The 14,993-nt window shown below is 64.4% G+C and carries 13 protein-coding genes; 4 read left to right on the forward strand and 9 right to left on the reverse strand.

All coding sequences use genetic code 11. The annotated features are described in order from the left end of the window. The first annotated feature begins 152 nt into the window (after positions 1–152). Entirely contained in the window at positions 153–1,148 is a 996-nt protein-coding gene (locus YUU_RS54930; RefSeq protein ID WP_051389599.1) for an AraC family transcriptional regulator, read from the forward strand. A gap of 9 nt (positions 1,149–1,157) precedes the next feature. On the opposite strand, the gene YUU_RS0102850 is transcribed toward YUU_RS54930, so the two are convergent. From YUU_RS0102850 to YUU_RS0102860, 3 genes are all read right to left on the reverse strand, one after another. Continuing rightward, positions 1,158–2,036 carry a 3-keto-5-aminohexanoate cleavage protein gene (locus YUU_RS0102850; RefSeq protein WP_027520991.1) on the reverse strand — a complete coding sequence of 293 codons (879 nt, stop codon included), beginning with the start codon at positions 2,034–2,036 and terminating at the stop codon, positions 1,158–1,160. Between the two features lie 11 nt (positions 2,037–2,047). Continuing rightward, entirely contained in the window at positions 2,048–3,277 is a 1,230-nt protein-coding gene (locus YUU_RS0102855; protein ID WP_027520992.1) for a CaiB/BaiF CoA-transferase family protein, read from the reverse strand. Positions 3,278–3,418: 141 nt separating this feature from the next. Continuing rightward, on the reverse strand, positions 3,419–4,624 hold the full coding sequence (locus YUU_RS0102860; RefSeq protein WP_027520993.1) for an MFS transporter: 1,206 nt from the start codon (positions 4,622–4,624) through the stop codon (positions 3,419–3,421). Positions 4,625–4,760: 136 nt separating this feature from the next. On the opposite strand from YUU_RS0102860, the gene YUU_RS0102865 reads away from it, so the two are divergent. After that, positions 4,761–6,272: a hypothetical protein gene (locus YUU_RS0102865; RefSeq protein ID WP_156944064.1), complete on the forward strand. Its 1,512-nt coding sequence runs from the start codon at positions 4,761–4,763 to the stop codon at positions 6,270–6,272. A gap of 6 nt (positions 6,273–6,278) precedes the next feature. Here the strand turns inward: YUU_RS0102865 and YUU_RS0102870 are convergent, their stop codons facing one another. Then, positions 6,279–7,013, reverse strand: a complete 735-nt coding sequence (locus tag YUU_RS0102870) for an NUDIX domain-containing protein (protein ID WP_027520995.1) — start codon at positions 7,011–7,013, stop codon at positions 6,279–6,281. A 94-nt stretch (positions 7,014–7,107) separates the two neighbouring features. Here YUU_RS0102870 and YUU_RS0102875 point away from each other — a divergent pair, with 94 nt between their 5' ends. Together YUU_RS0102875 and YUU_RS0102880 are read left to right on the forward strand one after the other, a co-directional pair. Continuing rightward, complete coding sequence (locus YUU_RS0102875; protein ID WP_027520996.1) at positions 7,108–8,154, forward strand: SPFH domain-containing protein; 1,047 nt, start codon at positions 7,108–7,110, stop codon at positions 8,152–8,154. After that, the gene (locus YUU_RS0102880; protein ID WP_027520997.1) at positions 8,138–9,073 is read left to right on the forward strand and encodes a sugar kinase; all 936 of its coding nucleotides are present in this window, start codon (positions 8,138–8,140) and stop codon (positions 9,071–9,073) included. The genes YUU_RS0102875 and YUU_RS0102880 overlap by 17 nt, the downstream gene beginning before the upstream one ends. A gap of 1 nt (position 9,074) precedes the next feature. Here YUU_RS0102880 and YUU_RS0102885 read toward each other — a convergent pair whose 3' ends face one another. The 5 genes from YUU_RS0102885 to YUU_RS0102905 all read right to left on the reverse strand — a co-directional run bounded on the left by YUU_RS0102885 (position 9,075) and on the right by YUU_RS0102905 (position 14,881). Beyond that, on the reverse strand, positions 9,075–9,902 hold the full coding sequence (locus tag YUU_RS0102885) for a 3-keto-5-aminohexanoate cleavage protein (RefSeq protein WP_027520998.1): 828 nt from the start codon (positions 9,900–9,902) through the stop codon (positions 9,075–9,077). Positions 9,903–10,097: 195 nt separating this feature from the next. Then, complete coding sequence (locus YUU_RS0102890) at positions 10,098–11,495, reverse strand: MFS transporter (protein ID WP_027520999.1); 1,398 nt, start codon at positions 11,493–11,495, stop codon at positions 10,098–10,100. A 317-nt stretch (positions 11,496–11,812) separates the two neighbouring features. After that, a complete protein-coding gene (locus YUU_RS0102895; RefSeq protein WP_027521000.1) occupies positions 11,813–12,274 on the reverse strand; it encodes a hypothetical protein in 462 nt (153 codons plus the stop codon). Beyond that, a complete protein-coding gene (locus tag YUU_RS0102900) occupies positions 12,258–13,172 on the reverse strand; it encodes a DUF2950 domain-containing protein (protein WP_027521001.1) in 915 nt (304 codons plus the stop codon). Before YUU_RS0102900 ends, YUU_RS0102895 begins: the two co-directional genes overlap by 17 nt. Next, on the reverse strand, positions 13,169–14,881 hold the full coding sequence (locus YUU_RS0102905; protein ID WP_027521002.1) for a DUF3300 domain-containing protein: 1,713 nt from the start codon (positions 14,879–14,881) through the stop codon (positions 13,169–13,171). Before YUU_RS0102905 ends, YUU_RS0102900 begins: the two co-directional genes overlap by 4 nt. Positions 14,882–14,993 lie beyond the last annotated feature (112 nt).

The following is a 14,993-nucleotide window of genomic DNA, read 5'->3' on the forward strand; positions in this document are numbered from 1 at the left end:
CGCCGAGAGTTCCGACCCCGCATTTCAGCACCTTAAGGTGACATCGAATCGGGTAAAGCCGATATCTGAGGCGGCCAAATCCATGAAGGCTTCGAACTTCCGGCCGGCATCCCGCGTCAAAGTTACGGTACCGATGTTTCCAGCGGGGGCACATGCAGGACACAGAGCCGTTTCGACGCGCACGCGTCTCCACGGATGATTTTCCGCAAGCCAAGCGGCTGCAGATGTGGCGCGAGGTCTATGGACGCGGCATCGCCAATATCGACATCGAGCCGATCGGGGACGAGCCGTTCCACGCCGACGTGACATTCAACCTTTTGCCCAATGTCAGCATCGCCGCCGGCTCGCGCTCGCCGGCGCATTACCGGGTCTCGAAGGAGCTCGCGACAAAGGGCAAGGACCTGGTCGCCATCAGCGTGCTGCGCTCGGGCCGCGCCAGCGCCACCCAGTTCGGCAAGGAGCTGATCTCCGGCGTCGGCAGCGCCAGCGTGATCGCGCCGCTCGATCCCTCGACCAGCACCATGCTGACCGAGGGCAGCTTCATCACCCTTTTGTTCTCGTTGCCGGCCATTGCACGGCTCGCGCCGCATTTCTCGCGGGCATTCGGCCAATCGATCCCCAGCAACAACGAGGCGCTGCGTCTCCTCACCCGCTATGTCGACGTCCTCGACGACGGCGATCCATCAACCGATCCGGCCGTCGCGCGCAGTGTGTCGGCACACCTGATCGACCTCGCCGCGCTCGCGTTCGGTGCCCAGGGCGACTACGCCGAACTCGCCCGGGAGCGCGGCGGCACCGCGGCACGACTGGCCGCGATCAAGTCGGACATTCTGGCCGCGCTTGGCGACAGCGAACTGGCGACCGAAACGATCGCCGCACGTCACGGCATCTCGCCGCGCTATGTGCAAAAACTGTTCGAGCAGGACGGCTCGTCGTTCTCGGCCTTCGTGCTGACCGAGCGTCTGGCAAAAGCCCAGCGCATGCTGGTCGACCGCAGGTACCGCCATCTCAACATCGCGCAGATCGCCCATGAAAGCGGTTTTGGCGACGTCTCCTATTTCAACCGCGTCTTCCGCCGCCAGTTCGGCAGCCGCCCCTCGGATGTCCGCGAGTCGGCAAAATGCCTGTGGCGGGAGCAGCGGGGCTGACGGCGGGAGTCAGGCGAGGCCGAGCATGGCGCGCGCGTCGTCGGCCGTGGCAATGCTCGCGCCAAGGCTTTTCAGGATGCCCGCGGCATGCGCGCACAGCTCGGCATTGGTCTTCGCCAGCACGCCCTTGGACAAATAGAGATTGTCCTCCATGCCGACCCGGACATGGCCGCCGAGCAAGTACGCCTGCGCGACCATCGGGAATTCGGCGCGGCCGATGCCGAAGCCGGACCAGATCGCACCCGGCGGCAGAAGACTGCGTGCATAGAACATCGTCTCCGATGTCGCGGAGAAGCCGTACTTCACGCCGAGCACGAGGGAGAACAGGCCGGGCCCCTTCAGTGTGCCGTCGGCCAGAAGGTCGCGCGCGAGATGGCAGTCGCCGGAATCGAACAGCTCGATCTCCGGCAGCACGCCCACTGCTCTCATCCGCTCGGCCATGATGCGGACGTTGCGAGGCGTGTTGATCACGACCTCGCCGCCTGAGTTCATGGTATTGAGATCGAGCGTGCAGATGTCGGGCTTGAGCAACTCGATATGCTCGACGCGCTTCTCCGGCTGGAGCAGTGTGGTGCCGGGACCGGCGACACGAGGGTCGTCGTGCGATGGAACAAAGCGCCCGCCCGGCCCGGTGGTGAGATTGATGACCAGGCTCCTGTTGCGGGCGCGGATGCGCTCGACGACCTCGCGATAGAGATCGATCGACATCGACGGTCGCCCCGTTGCGGGATCACGCACGTGGATATGCGCGATCGCTGCGCCGGCTTCGGCCGCTTCGAGCGCGGAGGTCGCGATCTGCTCGGGCGTAATCGGCAGATAAGGCGACTGCTCGGGCTTCGTGAGGTTGCCGGTGATCGCGCAGGTAATGATGGTCTTGCCGGTAGTCATCCGATGTCGCCCTAGATCACGCCCTGCTTCTTCAGCGCCTCGATCCGCTCCGCATCATAGCCGAGTTGTCCGCCGAGCACTTCCTGCGTGTGCTCCCCTAAAAGCGGCGGCGCCCGATAGTCCGTCACCGGCGTCTCGGAGAACGTCAGCGCGTTGCGGATCAGCGACAATTCGGGCTCGAACTTGTGGTTGACCTTCACCCGCATGCCGCGCGACTGGACGTGCGGATCGCTGAACACCTGCTCGAAATTGTTGATCGGACCTGACGGCACGCCGGCCTCCTCCAGCTTTTCCAGCCAGTAGGCCACCGGCTTCTTCAGGAACAGACCAGCGAAGATCGCCATGATCTCCTTGCCGTGCACGACGCGGTCGTTGTTCCTGATGAAGCGCTTGTCGTTGGCGAGGTCGGGCTCGCCCAGCACGGCGCAGGTACGCTGGAACTGGCCGTCATTGCCGACCACCAGCATCAGTTCGCCGTCGGTGCAGCGGAACACGCCGGCGGGCATGCCGCCATTGCCCCAGGTGCCGCGGCGCGGCGGTGTCTTGCCGTTGACGAGGTAGATCTGCAGCCAGTGCGACAACGATGCGATGACGGTATCGAACAGGCAGACGTCGATGTGCTGTCCTTCCCCGCCATTGGCGTCGCGATGGTAGAGCGCCGAGAGAATCCCGATCGAGGTGTTCATGCCGGTCATGTAGTCGACGATCGACGGGCCGACCTTCATCGGGCCCTCGCCAGGCTCGCCGTCGATATGGCCGGTGACGCTCATCAGGCCGCCCATCGCCTGCAGGATCGCATCATAGCCGGCGCGCGGCGCGTAGGGGCCGGTCTGGCCGAAGCCGGTCACCGAGCAGTAGACGATGCCGGGGTTGATCGCCTTGATCGTCTCGTAATCGAGTCCGTAGCGCTTGAGATCGCCGACCTTGTAGTTCTCCATGAAGACGTCGACGTTCTTGGCGAGCTCGCGGATGATCGCCTGTCCTTCGGGCTTGGCGATGTTGACGGTGACCGACTTCTTGTTGCGGTTGGCGCAGAGGTAGAACGAGTTGTTGTTGTTCGCCTTGCCTTCGGGGTCGGTGAGATAAGGCGGGCCGAAGGCGCGCGCGTCGTCGCCGGTGCCGGGCCGCTCGATCTTGATCACCTCAGCGCCGAGATCGCCGAGCATCTGGGCCGACAAGGGCCCGGCGAGTACGCGCGTGAGGTCAAGGATCTTGATGCCTGAAAGCGGCAAGGCCGACATAAGCTTTCCTCCGGGAACTGATGTTGGCGCGGCGGCCAGGGCCGGGCCGCGCTCCCTGCGGATACACCATTTTGGACCCTGGAGTCCTGCACTGGCGGCATGCCACCATCCGCCGGCCGCTCGTAGTATCGCCTTACGACGTCACGCCGCAGCAGCCGTCGCAGCTCGTGGCCGGCGGCGGCCAAGGGCGATCAGGATCAACACCGTTGCACATGAGCAGAGCATGGTCAGGCCGAGCAGGCCGCGGCTGCCGAAATGGACCAGCAGGGCTGCGAGAACCGGCGGGGAGACGGCTGCGGCAAGATTGACCGGCAGGGCGATCATCGACATCGCCTTGGCGAATTCGGTCTGGTCGTAGAAGACGAGCGGGATCGTCGCCCGCGCCACCGCCATCGCGCCGCTGCCGAGGCCATAGAGCAGGATGAAGAGCGCAACGACCCAATATGCGCCATTGCCGGCCATCAGGAGCAGCATGGCAAGCGGCAGCGCCGTGCCCGCAACCAGACCGGTCGTGATCCCGTCCCAGCGTCCGCCGCCGAGGAAATCGATGCCGCGCGCGCTGACCTGGATTACGCCCAGCGTGGAGCCGAAGCCGACGGCCTCCGCCGGCGACAGCCCCTCGGCCTTCAGGAGCTCGATGAAGACGGCACTCAAGCCGAAGTTCACGAAGGCGTTCAGCGCAACCGCGGACGTGACGAGATGGAAGGTGCTCCTGGGAACTGGAGAAGCCGGCACGTCCCGCGCCTTCGCGGCAACTTCCTCACTCGCCTTGCGCCGGCGCGGTGCACCGAAGGCCAGGAGCGGCAGGCAGACGACGATCATCATGGCCGCATAAACCAGACACGTCCCGCGCCAGCCGGCGAGGCTGCTCAGAAACGACGTCGTCGGCCAGAAGATGCTGCCGGAAAGGCCCGTCACCAACATCAATGCGCCGATCGCGTTCTTGGCGCGCGGGCCGGCCACTTCGTTCAGCATGATGTAGGCACCGGTCGAGAGCGTGGCGCTGCCGGCCACACCGAGGACGATCCAGGCCACGAAATAAAGGATCGGCTCGTGCGCGAAGGACAGGAGCACAAAGCCCGGCGCGGTCACGACCGTGCCCACCATCATCACACGGCGCGCGCCATGCCGCGTGAAGGATTTTGCGAGCCAGGGCGCGCACAGCCCCATCGCGACGTACAGAACCGAGGTCCCCGCGAATACCGCCGGAAGGCTCATATTGAGATCGGCCGCGAGATCGCGCCCGACGATGGCGGGAAGCCCGATCGTCCCCCATCCGACGAGTTGGGTGACGGCGAGCACCGCCATGACGCCAATCAGCTTCGTATCGAATTTCAATCGACGTATTCCGCCCCAGCCCGGATCCGACCGATCCGGCCCTTCCCGGATACACCATCTCCAACCCGCGCTGCACTGCGAACGCGGTATGACCCTATCCGCCACAATGGCATTGACATGATGACAACGGCCATCAGCGCGCGATTTGACAGTCCCGCGCGTCGCGGGCAACTCTTGCTCGTTTCGAGAATCACTGATGTCTCACGCCGAGTATGCTCCCAAACAGCTCCCAGTCCTCACGAGACTGGCGATAGCGCTGCGCCGGATCCCGGCGGTTGAATTTGCATTCGCGAAGTTCAAGTCGCTGCTGCGCGGCCGAAAGAACGACGAACCGGTTGTCAGCGAGTTTCAGGCTCCGGCTGCGGACGTCACGAAGGACGATGGCGCGCCCGGCTCGGTCGAGGCGGAAGCGGTTGAACCCGACGCCGTGCAGGCGGCTTCCGATGGAACCGCGACCGCTGCGGCCGAGCCCGCCGAGACTGACGCTGTCGAAGCTCGGGAGATCGAGGCTCCCGCGACTGATGTCGCTGAGAGCGCAACCGCGGAGGCTGGCGCTTCCGAGATCAATGCAGATGAGCCGGCCACGACAAGCGTATGCGATGTCGTCTCCCCTGCAATGGCGTCCGACGATCTCTCCCAGAGTGAGATCGAGACCGTTGAAAGCGACGATCTCCCCGTTGAGGCCGAGATAGTTGAAATCGAGTCTCCTCAGACGCCCCTTGCCGCAAGCGCCGAGGCTGGGAAGATGGAGGCTCCTGCGACTGACGTCGCTGAGACCGCAACCGCGGAGGCTGACATCGCGGCGATCGACGCAGATGAGTCGGTCACGACTAGCGTATGCGATGTTGCCCCCCCTGCAATGGCGTCCGACGACCTCTCCCAGAGTGAGATCGAGGCCGTTGAAAGCGATGATCTCCCCGTTGAGGCCGCGACAGCTGAAATCGAGTCTGCTCAGACGCCTCTTGTCGCAATCGCCGAGGCCGGCGCGGCTGAGGCCGAGAAAGTCGAAACCGTCGCGCGTGACGCCGACGACGTTGCGGCTCATGTCGCGCCATCAGGGGATTCATCCGAGGCCGTTGTTGCCGAGACCGATGTTCTCCCGCTCGCTTGCGCCGAGACGGATATGATCGAGGTCGACGCAATTGAGACGGCGCCTTTTGAAATCAAGACCGAGAGCGAGGCCGCTCAGCCCGATGCGATTGACCCCGAGGCGGTCGAGACTGCTCCCCCTCTCATCGAAACCTTCGAGACCGGTGCGGTTGATCCCGATGCCGCGGAGACTTTCGCAGCCATCGCTGTCGAGGCCGACGTGGTCGAGGTCGAGCTCGTCGAGGCCGACACCATCGAAACGGCCCCAGTCGAGGCGGTCACCGCCAAAGCCGACATCGCCCCGGCCGCCGTCGCGAAATCCGACGATCTCTGTGATCGCGAGACGCTTATTCGCCGGCGCTGGAAGGAGACCGGAAGCAGGATGTGGCATGGCGCCGGGCAGTCCGTGCTGTGCATTCAAGGTCGCATCGCCCTGCTGCCGCCGAAGCCTGGCGAGACGATGCCGGGCTACGACAGGCTAGAGTTCAGGCTGATCGACGGCCTCATCGTCTGCGAAGGGTTTGTCGTCGATCCGCCGGAACCGGCGAGACCTAGCCAGTTCGTGTAAGGTCGCTCACTCCGGCGGATTGAACGTGCGGACGAAATACACCGGCTCCCTGCCCTTCTTCAGGCGATAGAGCTGCGCCGGCCGGTTCGGGCCGCGCCGCATCTTGGCGATCGGCTCGATCATGTCGGCTGAGAGAATCCGCGTGCGGAAGGCGCTCTTTTCCAAGGGACGGTCGAGCACGATCTCGTAGACCCGCTGGAGATCGGGCAGCGTGAATTCCGCCGGCATCAGGTAGGCCGGCAGCGAAGTGTATTCGACCTTGTTGCGCAGGCGCTCGACTGCAGCAGTGAGGATCTCGCCGTGGTCGAAGGCGAGCTTCGGCTTGATCTTGCCCGCGACGACTGGAAACCATTGCGCGTCAGGTGCGAGCGCGGCCCGGCCCGCCTCCTCCGGCATCAGCGCGAAATAGGCGTGCGTCGCCGACCAGCCGCGCGGGTCGCGTCCAGCACTGCCCCAGCTTCCGAGCTGCTCGAGATAGGGGCTGGTCACGCCGGTCTTCTCCTTCAGCTTGCGCACCGCGCAGGCCTCGAGATCGCGGTCTTTGGCGACATCGACGAAGCCGCCCGGCAGCGCGAAGGCGAGCGGGAACGGCTCGCCAGCGCCGGCCGGCCGCTGCACCAGGAGGACGTGCAGGCCCTCGTTCCGGATCGCAAAGATCACCACGTCGACCGTGGCCAGCGGCCGCGGGAAATCCAATTGTCCCGAATTCTCAGTGCCTTGGGCTTGATCTTTCTGCGCCATTGCGACCTCCCCTCTTTTGTCGCTTGACAGTAACCGACTTAGTTGTACAGTGCAACTTACTTAGTTGCTCAGACCAACTTATTAGGAGAGGACCATGTTCGGCGTCAGGTTCATCAAGGCCCAGCCCACCACCTATCTCATGAAGTACCGTGCCGGCGCCGTGGTCGCCGAAGGGGCGGGACTATCCGCGTTCTACTACGCGCCGGCCACCTCGCTCGTCGCCGTCCCCATCGGCAGCCGCGACGCCTCCTTCATCTTCCAGCAGATCGCGCGCGACTTTCAGACCCTGACCGTCCAGGGCCACGTCACCTATCGCGTCAGCGAGCCGAAGAAGGCGGCTTCGATGCTCGACTTCACGCTGAAGAGCGACGGCAAGACCTATGAGACGGACGATCCGGAAAAGCTGCCGCAGCGCATCCTCGGCACCGTCGAGGTGCTGGCCCAGCAGGCGGTGAAGGAGCTGACGCTGAGAGAGGCGCTTCAGGCCTCCGACCGCATCGCCGACATCATCGCAGGTGGCTTGCGGGCCCGCGCCGACATCGCCTCCCTCGGCCTCGAAATCCTCGGCGTCTCCATCCGCGGCATCAAGCCGACGCCGGACACCGCCAAGGCACTGGAGGCCGAAGCGCGCGAAGCGATCCTGAAGAACGCCGACGAAGCGATCTTCGCCCGCCGCAATTTTGCGGTCGAGCAGGAGCGCGCCATCCGCGAGAGCGAGCTCGACACCGAGATCGCGGTCGAGCAGAAGAAGCGCTCGATCCGCGAGACGCAGATGGACGCGGAAGCCAGCGTCGCCGCCAAGAAGAACGAGCTGCGCCAGTCCGGCATGGTCGCGGACATCGCTCTCGAAGGCAAGCGCAAGGACTTCGTCGGGCTTAACGCCGAAAACACCCGCACGCTGGCCGATGCCGAAGCCTATCGCGTCGGTGCGCTGATGAAGATTTTCGAGGGCGTCGACACCCGCGTGATCCAGGCGCTCGCCTCTGCTGGCATGCAGCCGGGCCAGCTCATCGCGCAGGCCTTCACCGGCATTGCCGAGAAGGCGGAGAAGATCGGCCAGCTCAACGTCTCGCCGGACCTGCTTAGCCAGTTGATGGAAAAGCCCAGGATGGCGGAGGCCGCCAATGCCCGCCGGCAATGACCGCAAGATCGTGCTGGTGACGCGCAAGACCAGGCTGGAGGACCTGGTCGCGCGTTACCTGACCGCAGCGCAGGCGCGCTTCTATGTCGAGCATCTCGGCGCCGACTTCTCCGACTATGAGCGCGAGCACGAGGCCTATCGCGCGCAGCAGCACCTCGCTTTGCAAGTGCTGGAGCAATGGGGCCGCTACCAGGTGATCGAGCGCAGCTTTTTGCCGAACTTCATCTTTGCGCCCTCCGACATCGTGGTCGCGCTCGGCCAGGACGGCGTCGTCGCCAACACCATGAAATATCTCGATGGTCATCCGCTGATCGGGCTCAACCCGGACCCGGCGCGCTACGACGGCATCCTCCTGCCCTTTGCGCCGCGCGACCTCGCAAAGCTCCTGCCAGAGGTCGCTGCCGACAAGCGCGACAGCCAGGCGGTGACGATGGCAGAGGCGCGTCTCTCCGACGGCCAGGTCCTCCATGCCGTGAACGACCTCTTCATTGGTGCCCGCACGCACACCTCCGCGATCTACGAGATTGCGACCGGCGAGACGAAGGAGCGGCAATCCTCGAGCGGGCTGATCGTCTCGACCGGGCTCGGCTCGACGGCCTGGTTCAAGAGCATCGTCACCGGCTCGCTCGCGATCGCAGGACAGTTCGGCCAGCCTTCAGAACCTGTGGCTTACGGCGCCCTGCCCTGGGACGCGCCGGAGCTGCGCTTTGCCGTGCGCGAGCCCTTCCCCAGCCGCAACTCGCAAGTGGGTCTCGTCTGCGGCTCCCTCGCCTCCTCAGAACAACTGCGCATCCGCTCGCTGATGCCGGAAAACGGCGTCATCTTCAGCGACGGTATCGAAGCCGATCGGCTGGAGTTCAACGCCGGCGCAGAGGTCGCGATCGGGATTGCGGCGCGACGGGGACGGCTGATCGTGTGACTTACCTCGCGATCCGCAGCGCCGATCTTGCCTCCGCCGGTGTAGCGACGCGTCGGCCGTGGCGAACAACCGCCTCACAAGCGAAAGTCACGAGCTCCGCGTTGCTCTTCGCCAGACGGTTCTTGTCGATCCTGATGTTGTCCTCGAGCCCGGTGCGAACCGCGTCGGCGCCCCGCGACAGCGCCCAGCCCATGACCTCGGCTTGATGACGGCCGATCCCTGCCGCGGTCCACGTCGATTTCGGCATCAGCCGCTTGAGTTCCGCCAGAAGGATGTCGAGCACGTGCTCGTCCGCCGGCATCGCGTTCTTGACACCCATGACGAACTGCACGTGGGGATGCTCGTCGATCAGTCCCGCCTCGATCAGGCGGCGCGCGCCATGGAGGTGCGAGAGATCGAAGATCTCGATTTCGGGGCGGATCCCGCCTGCCTTCATACCGGTGGCGAGATGCTCGACCAGAGCGGCGCTGTTCTCGTAGACGATGGTCGGAAAGTTCACCGATCCGGTCGAGAGAGACGCCATGTCCGGCTTCAGATAGAGCGCCGACCCGCGCGCCGACGGATCGCGGCCGCGCCCTCCGGTCGAGAACTGAACGATCATCCCCGGACAATGCTTCCTGATGCCCTCCTGCACCTCTGCAAAGCGCTGCGGATCGGAGGACGGCGTTTCGTCGTCGTTGCGAACGTGAATATGCGCCAGCGTCGCGCCGGCCTCGAAGGCCGCATGCGTCGACTCGATCTGCTCGGACGGCACGATCGGCACTGCCGGGTTGTCCTTCTTGCGCGGAACGGAACCGGTGATTGCGACAGCAACAACAACGGGATTCATCTCTCAACTCCTTGGCAGGCGATATGCCGTCCGGCGCACGCCGGTGAAATTCGACATCGTGCGTCACGGGACTTCCGTGAAGCCTGCCGCTGCTGGCCTGTCTGGCCGCAGCGGCAGTCGTTTCTCTCATATGCGGGAGGACGGCGATATGCGAGATGTTTGCATCATCATCGCGTGACCTCTCTTCCCTGGCCGTCAGGTCGGAACGGCCGCGGCCCCGTTCGCGGTCTCCGCGCGCCTGCGCTCATAGTCCGCCCTTGGCATCGGAACGGCATCCGGCTTGCCGAGATCGTCAAGGCCGATCCGGTATGTCTCCCTGGCAGTCACCGCTGCGAGGGCGGCAATCACCGTGATGCCAAAGGCGATCGCGCCCACCGTGACCGGGATGTTGGCCGAGCCGGGAGGCGCCACGGTCGCAAACAAAGCGGGAAGCAGCGCGGTGATGGTCGTGCCGATGTTTTGCGAGATCGCCATCGCCGAAACCCGGGTGCGCGTCGGAAACAGCTCGGGATAGAAGCTCGGGAAGATCGCGTTGTAGCCCTGATAGACCACACCCCACATCAACAGCGACAACAGGATCGCCAATGGCACGTTCCTGATGCTGATTGCGTAGAGGTAGCCGAATGCGAGCAGGCCGGAGCAGAGCGCGCCGACGATGATCGGAGGCTTGCGGCCGATCTTGTCGGACAGATTACCGACGAAGGGAATGACGAACACCGCCAGCATGTTTCCGAGGACCGGAATCCAGAGATAGACGTCCTTCGCAAAACCGATACCGTAGGCTGACTGGACTGCATAGGCCGCGCCGAAAATCGTCGTGACGACCGGAATGACATTCATCAGCGCCATGCAGATGACCCTGAGCATGTCCTTCCAGTTCAGCTTGATGGCCTGAATGATCGGAGCCCGCGGGGTTTCTCCGCGCTCATCCTCCCTGGCAAAGGCAGGTGTCTCGTCGACCTCGCGGCGGATGATGTAGCCCGCGACGATGACGAAGAAGCTGAGCAGGAAGGGTATCCGCCAACCCCAGCTGTTGAAGGCCTCGGTGGGCATGTAGGCCGCGAGCGGCAGAAAGACCGCCGCCGCAAGGATCTGTCCGGCCTGCACGCCCTGGAGCGTGAAGCTCGCATAGAATCCGCGCCGCCCGAATGGCGCATGCTCAAGGATCATCGAGCTTGCGCCGGAGATCTCGCCGGCAACGGCAAAACCCTGCACGAGACGTAAGGTGACGAGCAGGATCGGCGCCCAGATGCCGACCTGCTGGTATGTCGGCAGGATGCCGACGGCCATCGTCGAGATGCCCATCAGGAACATGCAGACGATGAGAACCGTTTTGCGGCCATGGGTATCGCCCCAGTGCCCGAGAACGAAGGCACCGATCGGGCGGGCCACATATCCGACACCGTACGTTGCGAGGGATGCGACGATGGCAACGGTCGGATTGTCCGACGGAAAAAAGATCTGCGGGAAGATCAGCGACGCTGCCGTCGCGTAGATAAAGAAGTCATAATATTCAAGCGCCGATCCAATCCAGCCGCTCGCAGCAGCCTTCTTGGACTGACCCATGTCGTGGATCGCTCGAGCCGTGGTCATGTGCAAGTTTCCTCCGACCTGTTTGCTGGCGTCCCGTGAGCGGGCTTCATGGATATGTTGGGCAGCACTGTCCGATCGCGCGGCGGGCTTTCCGCTTGCGTTTATCGACTGCCGGGACGTGTCTGGTTCGCTGCAACAATAGGCTTTCGGCGGGCTAACACAATTACCCAGTTATGCGATAAACCTAACATCATGTTATTCGCAGCCGACGCGCGGTCCGGGCGGCGAATGCGCGTCAGACGTTCCTTCAGGCGTTCAATTTGAACGCCTGCTTCCGATGCTCAATGGAATCCGGATGGGGCGTATTCAGGCCCGGCTCATTTCATGGAGATCGTGATCGCGCTGAGGTTGGCGGCGACTTCCATCCCTGCCTTCGGACCTTGCAGCACGATCGTCACGCCCTTCTCGTTGCGCAAATGGACGCCGTTGACGCCGCCGACCAGTGCGAAGCCGCCGCCGACCGAGCTGTAGGTGCCGGTGAAATCCTTGACCTCACGGATGCCGGAGGCCCAGCCATCCAGGCGGCTGATCGTGGCTCCGGCCGTGATTCCAAGGCTGAGACCGGACACGCTGAACGGATAGTTGCGGCCCCGCCAGGTCAGCACGCCGCGGCCGGTGCCGCCGCCGATCAAGAGGCCCGCTTTCACGATCTTGACGCGGACGTGGCCGGCTGCCTGTGCAAAGGACGGCGTCGCCGGCATGACGAAGGCGAGCAATATCGTTGCCGCCAGACAACACAGGAAGGAGCGCCGCGTTATCCTCTCATTGTTTTGCGGCATCCACTTTCTTCCAGGTCTGGTCCGGATTGAACAAGATCATGCGGCTGGCAATGCTTTCGGTGCGCGGACCGAGATCCTTCTGGTAGACGGTCCCGCCGTGATTGACCACGAAGGTCATGACGCCGGAATTGCCGTACTCGGCGGGATAGGCGACGAGCGCATAGCCGCCGATCATCTTGCCTTTGACGACATAGTCGAGGCTGCCGCCGGCGGCGTTGGGACCCTGCCCCTTGAGGATCCTGAAATAGTAGCCGTGATAGGGCGCGCCCTGCCCGTCCACCTTGTAGCCCTCGCGCGAGGCTTCCGCCACAAATTCGCCGAGCGGGCTTGGGTCACTATCGTCGCGCCAGAACAGCCCATCCTTCTTGCCGGGCGTCGAGACGATGCGTTGCGCATAAACGCCGACGCCTTCGCCGCGGTCTTTCTCGGCGTAGTCGTTCTGGGCATCGACATAGGCGAGCGCGGCCTGGATCGCATCGAGCTCGTTGCGGCCGATGCGGCGATAGAGCACCTCGATCCGCCCCTGATCCACGTCGAATTCCCAGCCCGTCTTGGAGTTGACCAAAGGAATCGGGAACGGAAAATCGTCCGGGCCGAGCATCAGCGTGGCCTTCTTGTTGCCCTCCGCCTTGATCGCATGCTTGGCGTCGTACATCGACGTGAAGCGTTGACGAATGTCGGCGTCGGCAACCTCGTCACCGGAGGAGACGATGTCGTCGGCGTTCCTGCCGAGCACTTTCAGGATATCGCTCGGTCCGCTCTTCACAGCCGCGGCGAGCGCTGCGGCTGCATCCTCCGGAGTCGGATACGCTTGCTGCGCTTGCGATGGCAAGCTGAACAATGCGAGCGTCATGACGGCCGGCAAGGCCGCGCGTTGAAGCGCATTCAGACCGATCATGGCGTCACCTCCGCAGGGATTTTTGCGCCGCCGGCGAGCCAATCGCTGTACGTGCGGAATTTCAGACCGAGCTTTTCGTAGTAGACGCGCAAGTACCCGTCGTTGCCGCGGGTCACCGCGTCCGGCATCACGCTCTCGACCTCCTGCGCCATGACGCCGACATAGGCCTTATGGCTGCCGAGATAGCTGAAGCGGTAGTAGCCGAGGCCATTGGCGAGATGACCGAGCAGCACGATGTCGTGCTTCAGCGCGATGTCCGAACGTCGGCCACCGCCGCCACCGCGCCCGCCTCCACCAAATCCGCCTCCTCCACCGCCGCGCATCGCCATTCCGCCACCACCGCCGCGCCCAGCGAAGCCACCGCCGCCGCCACGGGGCATGCTCGCCATGCTCGAGCGCCCGCGTGCCGATGCTGCGGCAGCCGCGCGCCCGGACGAGACGTTCATGGCGCCACCGCGATTGCCGCCACCGCCGCGGTTGACATTTGCGGCGCGATTGCCCGCGCTGGCGCCGCCGCGGTTGGCGGCCTTGGCGCGGTCGCCACCGCCCTTCGCGCCAGCGCGATCGCCGCCACCTTTGGCACGGTCCGCGCCGCCCTTGGCGCGATCGCCGGCGCCCGCGCGATCTCCACCACGATCACCTGCGCGATCGCCGCTGCGATCTCCCGCTCGATCGCCTGCGCGGTCCCCTGCACGATCGCCCGCACGATCTCCTGCACGATCTCCGGCGCCTGGCCGATCCTGTCCGGGCTTCAGTACCTGCTGGCCATCGCGGCCGCGGAAATCCATCCGGTCGGCCGCGCCGGCCTTGATGTTGGTGTTGCCGAAGCGCTGCTGCACGTTCACGTTATTGTAGCGCACGCCCTGGCGATGCGCCGGATTGTGCTGCCAACCGTTTGCGATGTTGGTGGTCCGGTGATTGACGTAGACGTTGCGGTTGCCCCAGTTGCAGCCGCCGCCCCAGTAGTTGCCCCAGCGTCCGATCGCCCAGGCGGTACCGAAAGCGAGACCCGCCGCCACCACGCCTGCGCCGATATACGAAGGATATCCAAAGTAGTACGGCGGATATTCGGCGTAAGGCCACGCGCCGTAGACGGTCGCCGGCTCGTAATAGGGCACGTACATCGTACCGGCCTCGGCCGGCTCGATGACGATCACCTGCTTGTTTTCCTGGGTCTGGACGCTGACCTTTTGCTGCTTGGTCGTGACCAACATCTTGTTGTCATAGGCCTTGTTGCGCAGGCGCTGGATCGCATCCATCACGTCAGGCTGCTGCGCGAGAAAGGCGTCGCCGAGGTTCTTGGTCCATTCGAGCTTGTCGCTCATCATGGTCAGGACATCGGCCGTGCTGGCGAGCGCCTTGACGCTGTCGTCCCAGGATTGCTTCTCGACCTCTGCCTTCAGCGCGTCGCCCTTGACGTTCTTGCGCTCCTTCAGCCAGCGATCGGCCTGCACGACCTCCAGCGGATATGTCGATGCCGCCAGCACGTTGGCGAGCAGCTCGTCCGGATAGAGCGCGATCGGCGCGACCAGCGCCTCGAGCTGCTCTGGCTTCAACAGCTCCGCGGCCGGCTGTGCCTGACTTGCTGGCGGCGCCTGACTTGCTGGCGGCGCCGACGTGCTCGGGGCGGCCGGGGTCTGCGCCGATGCGGCGACGGGCATCGCCATCATCAGCGCAAGCGCGATCAGGGTCTTGCCGCAGCGAAACATTGCACGCCCTCCCTTGGCATTTCGGCAGGGAGCATCGGGCCGGGACGAATGCGTTCTTTGACGAAGATCAAAGAAAGCGGATGCCCGATTGTTGCGGCGCGAAGGTCCTGCG

Origin of the sequence: Bradyrhizobium sp. Ec3.3, from assembly GCF_000472925.1 — a bacterium.
In the GTDB taxonomy this organism is placed as follows: domain Bacteria; phylum Pseudomonadota; class Alphaproteobacteria; order Rhizobiales; family Xanthobacteraceae; genus Bradyrhizobium.

Bases quoted from the DNA above. Each gene is read 5' to 3' on its own strand.
- YUU_RS0102875 (WP_027520996.1), top strand. From the start codon at position 7,108: ATGTTCGGCGTCAGGTTCATCAAGGCCCAGCCCACCACCTATCTCATG.
- YUU_RS0102850 (WP_027520991.1), bottom strand. From the start codon at position 2,036: ATGACTACCGGCAAGACCATCATTACCTGCGCGATCACCGGCAACCTC.
- YUU_RS54930 (WP_051389599.1), top strand. From the start codon at position 153: ATGCAGGACACAGAGCCGTTTCGACGCGCACGCGTCTCCACGGATGAT.
- YUU_RS0102885 (WP_027520998.1), bottom strand. From the start codon at position 9,902: ATGAATCCCGTTGTTGTTGCTGTCGCAATCACCGGTTCCGTTCCGCGC.
- YUU_RS0102895 (WP_027521000.1), bottom strand. From the start codon at position 12,274: ATGCCGCAAAACAATGAGAGGATAACGCGGCGCTCCTTCCTGTGTTGT.
- YUU_RS0102890 (WP_027520999.1), bottom strand. From the start codon at position 11,495: ATGACCACGGCTCGAGCGATCCACGACATGGGTCAGTCCAAGAAGGCT.
- YUU_RS0102870 (WP_027520995.1), bottom strand. From the start codon at position 7,013: ATGGCGCAGAAAGATCAAGCCCAAGGCACTGAGAATTCGGGACAATTG.
- YUU_RS0102855 (WP_027520992.1), bottom strand. From the start codon at position 3,277: ATGTCGGCCTTGCCGCTTTCAGGCATCAAGATCCTTGACCTCACGCGC.
- YUU_RS0102905 (WP_027521002.1), bottom strand. From the start codon at position 14,881: ATGTTTCGCTGCGGCAAGACCCTGATCGCGCTTGCGCTGATGATGGCG.
- YUU_RS0102900 (WP_027521001.1), bottom strand. From the start codon at position 13,172: ATGATCGGTCTGAATGCGCTTCAACGCGCGGCCTTGCCGGCCGTCATG.
- YUU_RS0102880 (WP_027520997.1), top strand. From the start codon at position 8,138: ATGCCCGCCGGCAATGACCGCAAGATCGTGCTGGTGACGCGCAAGACC.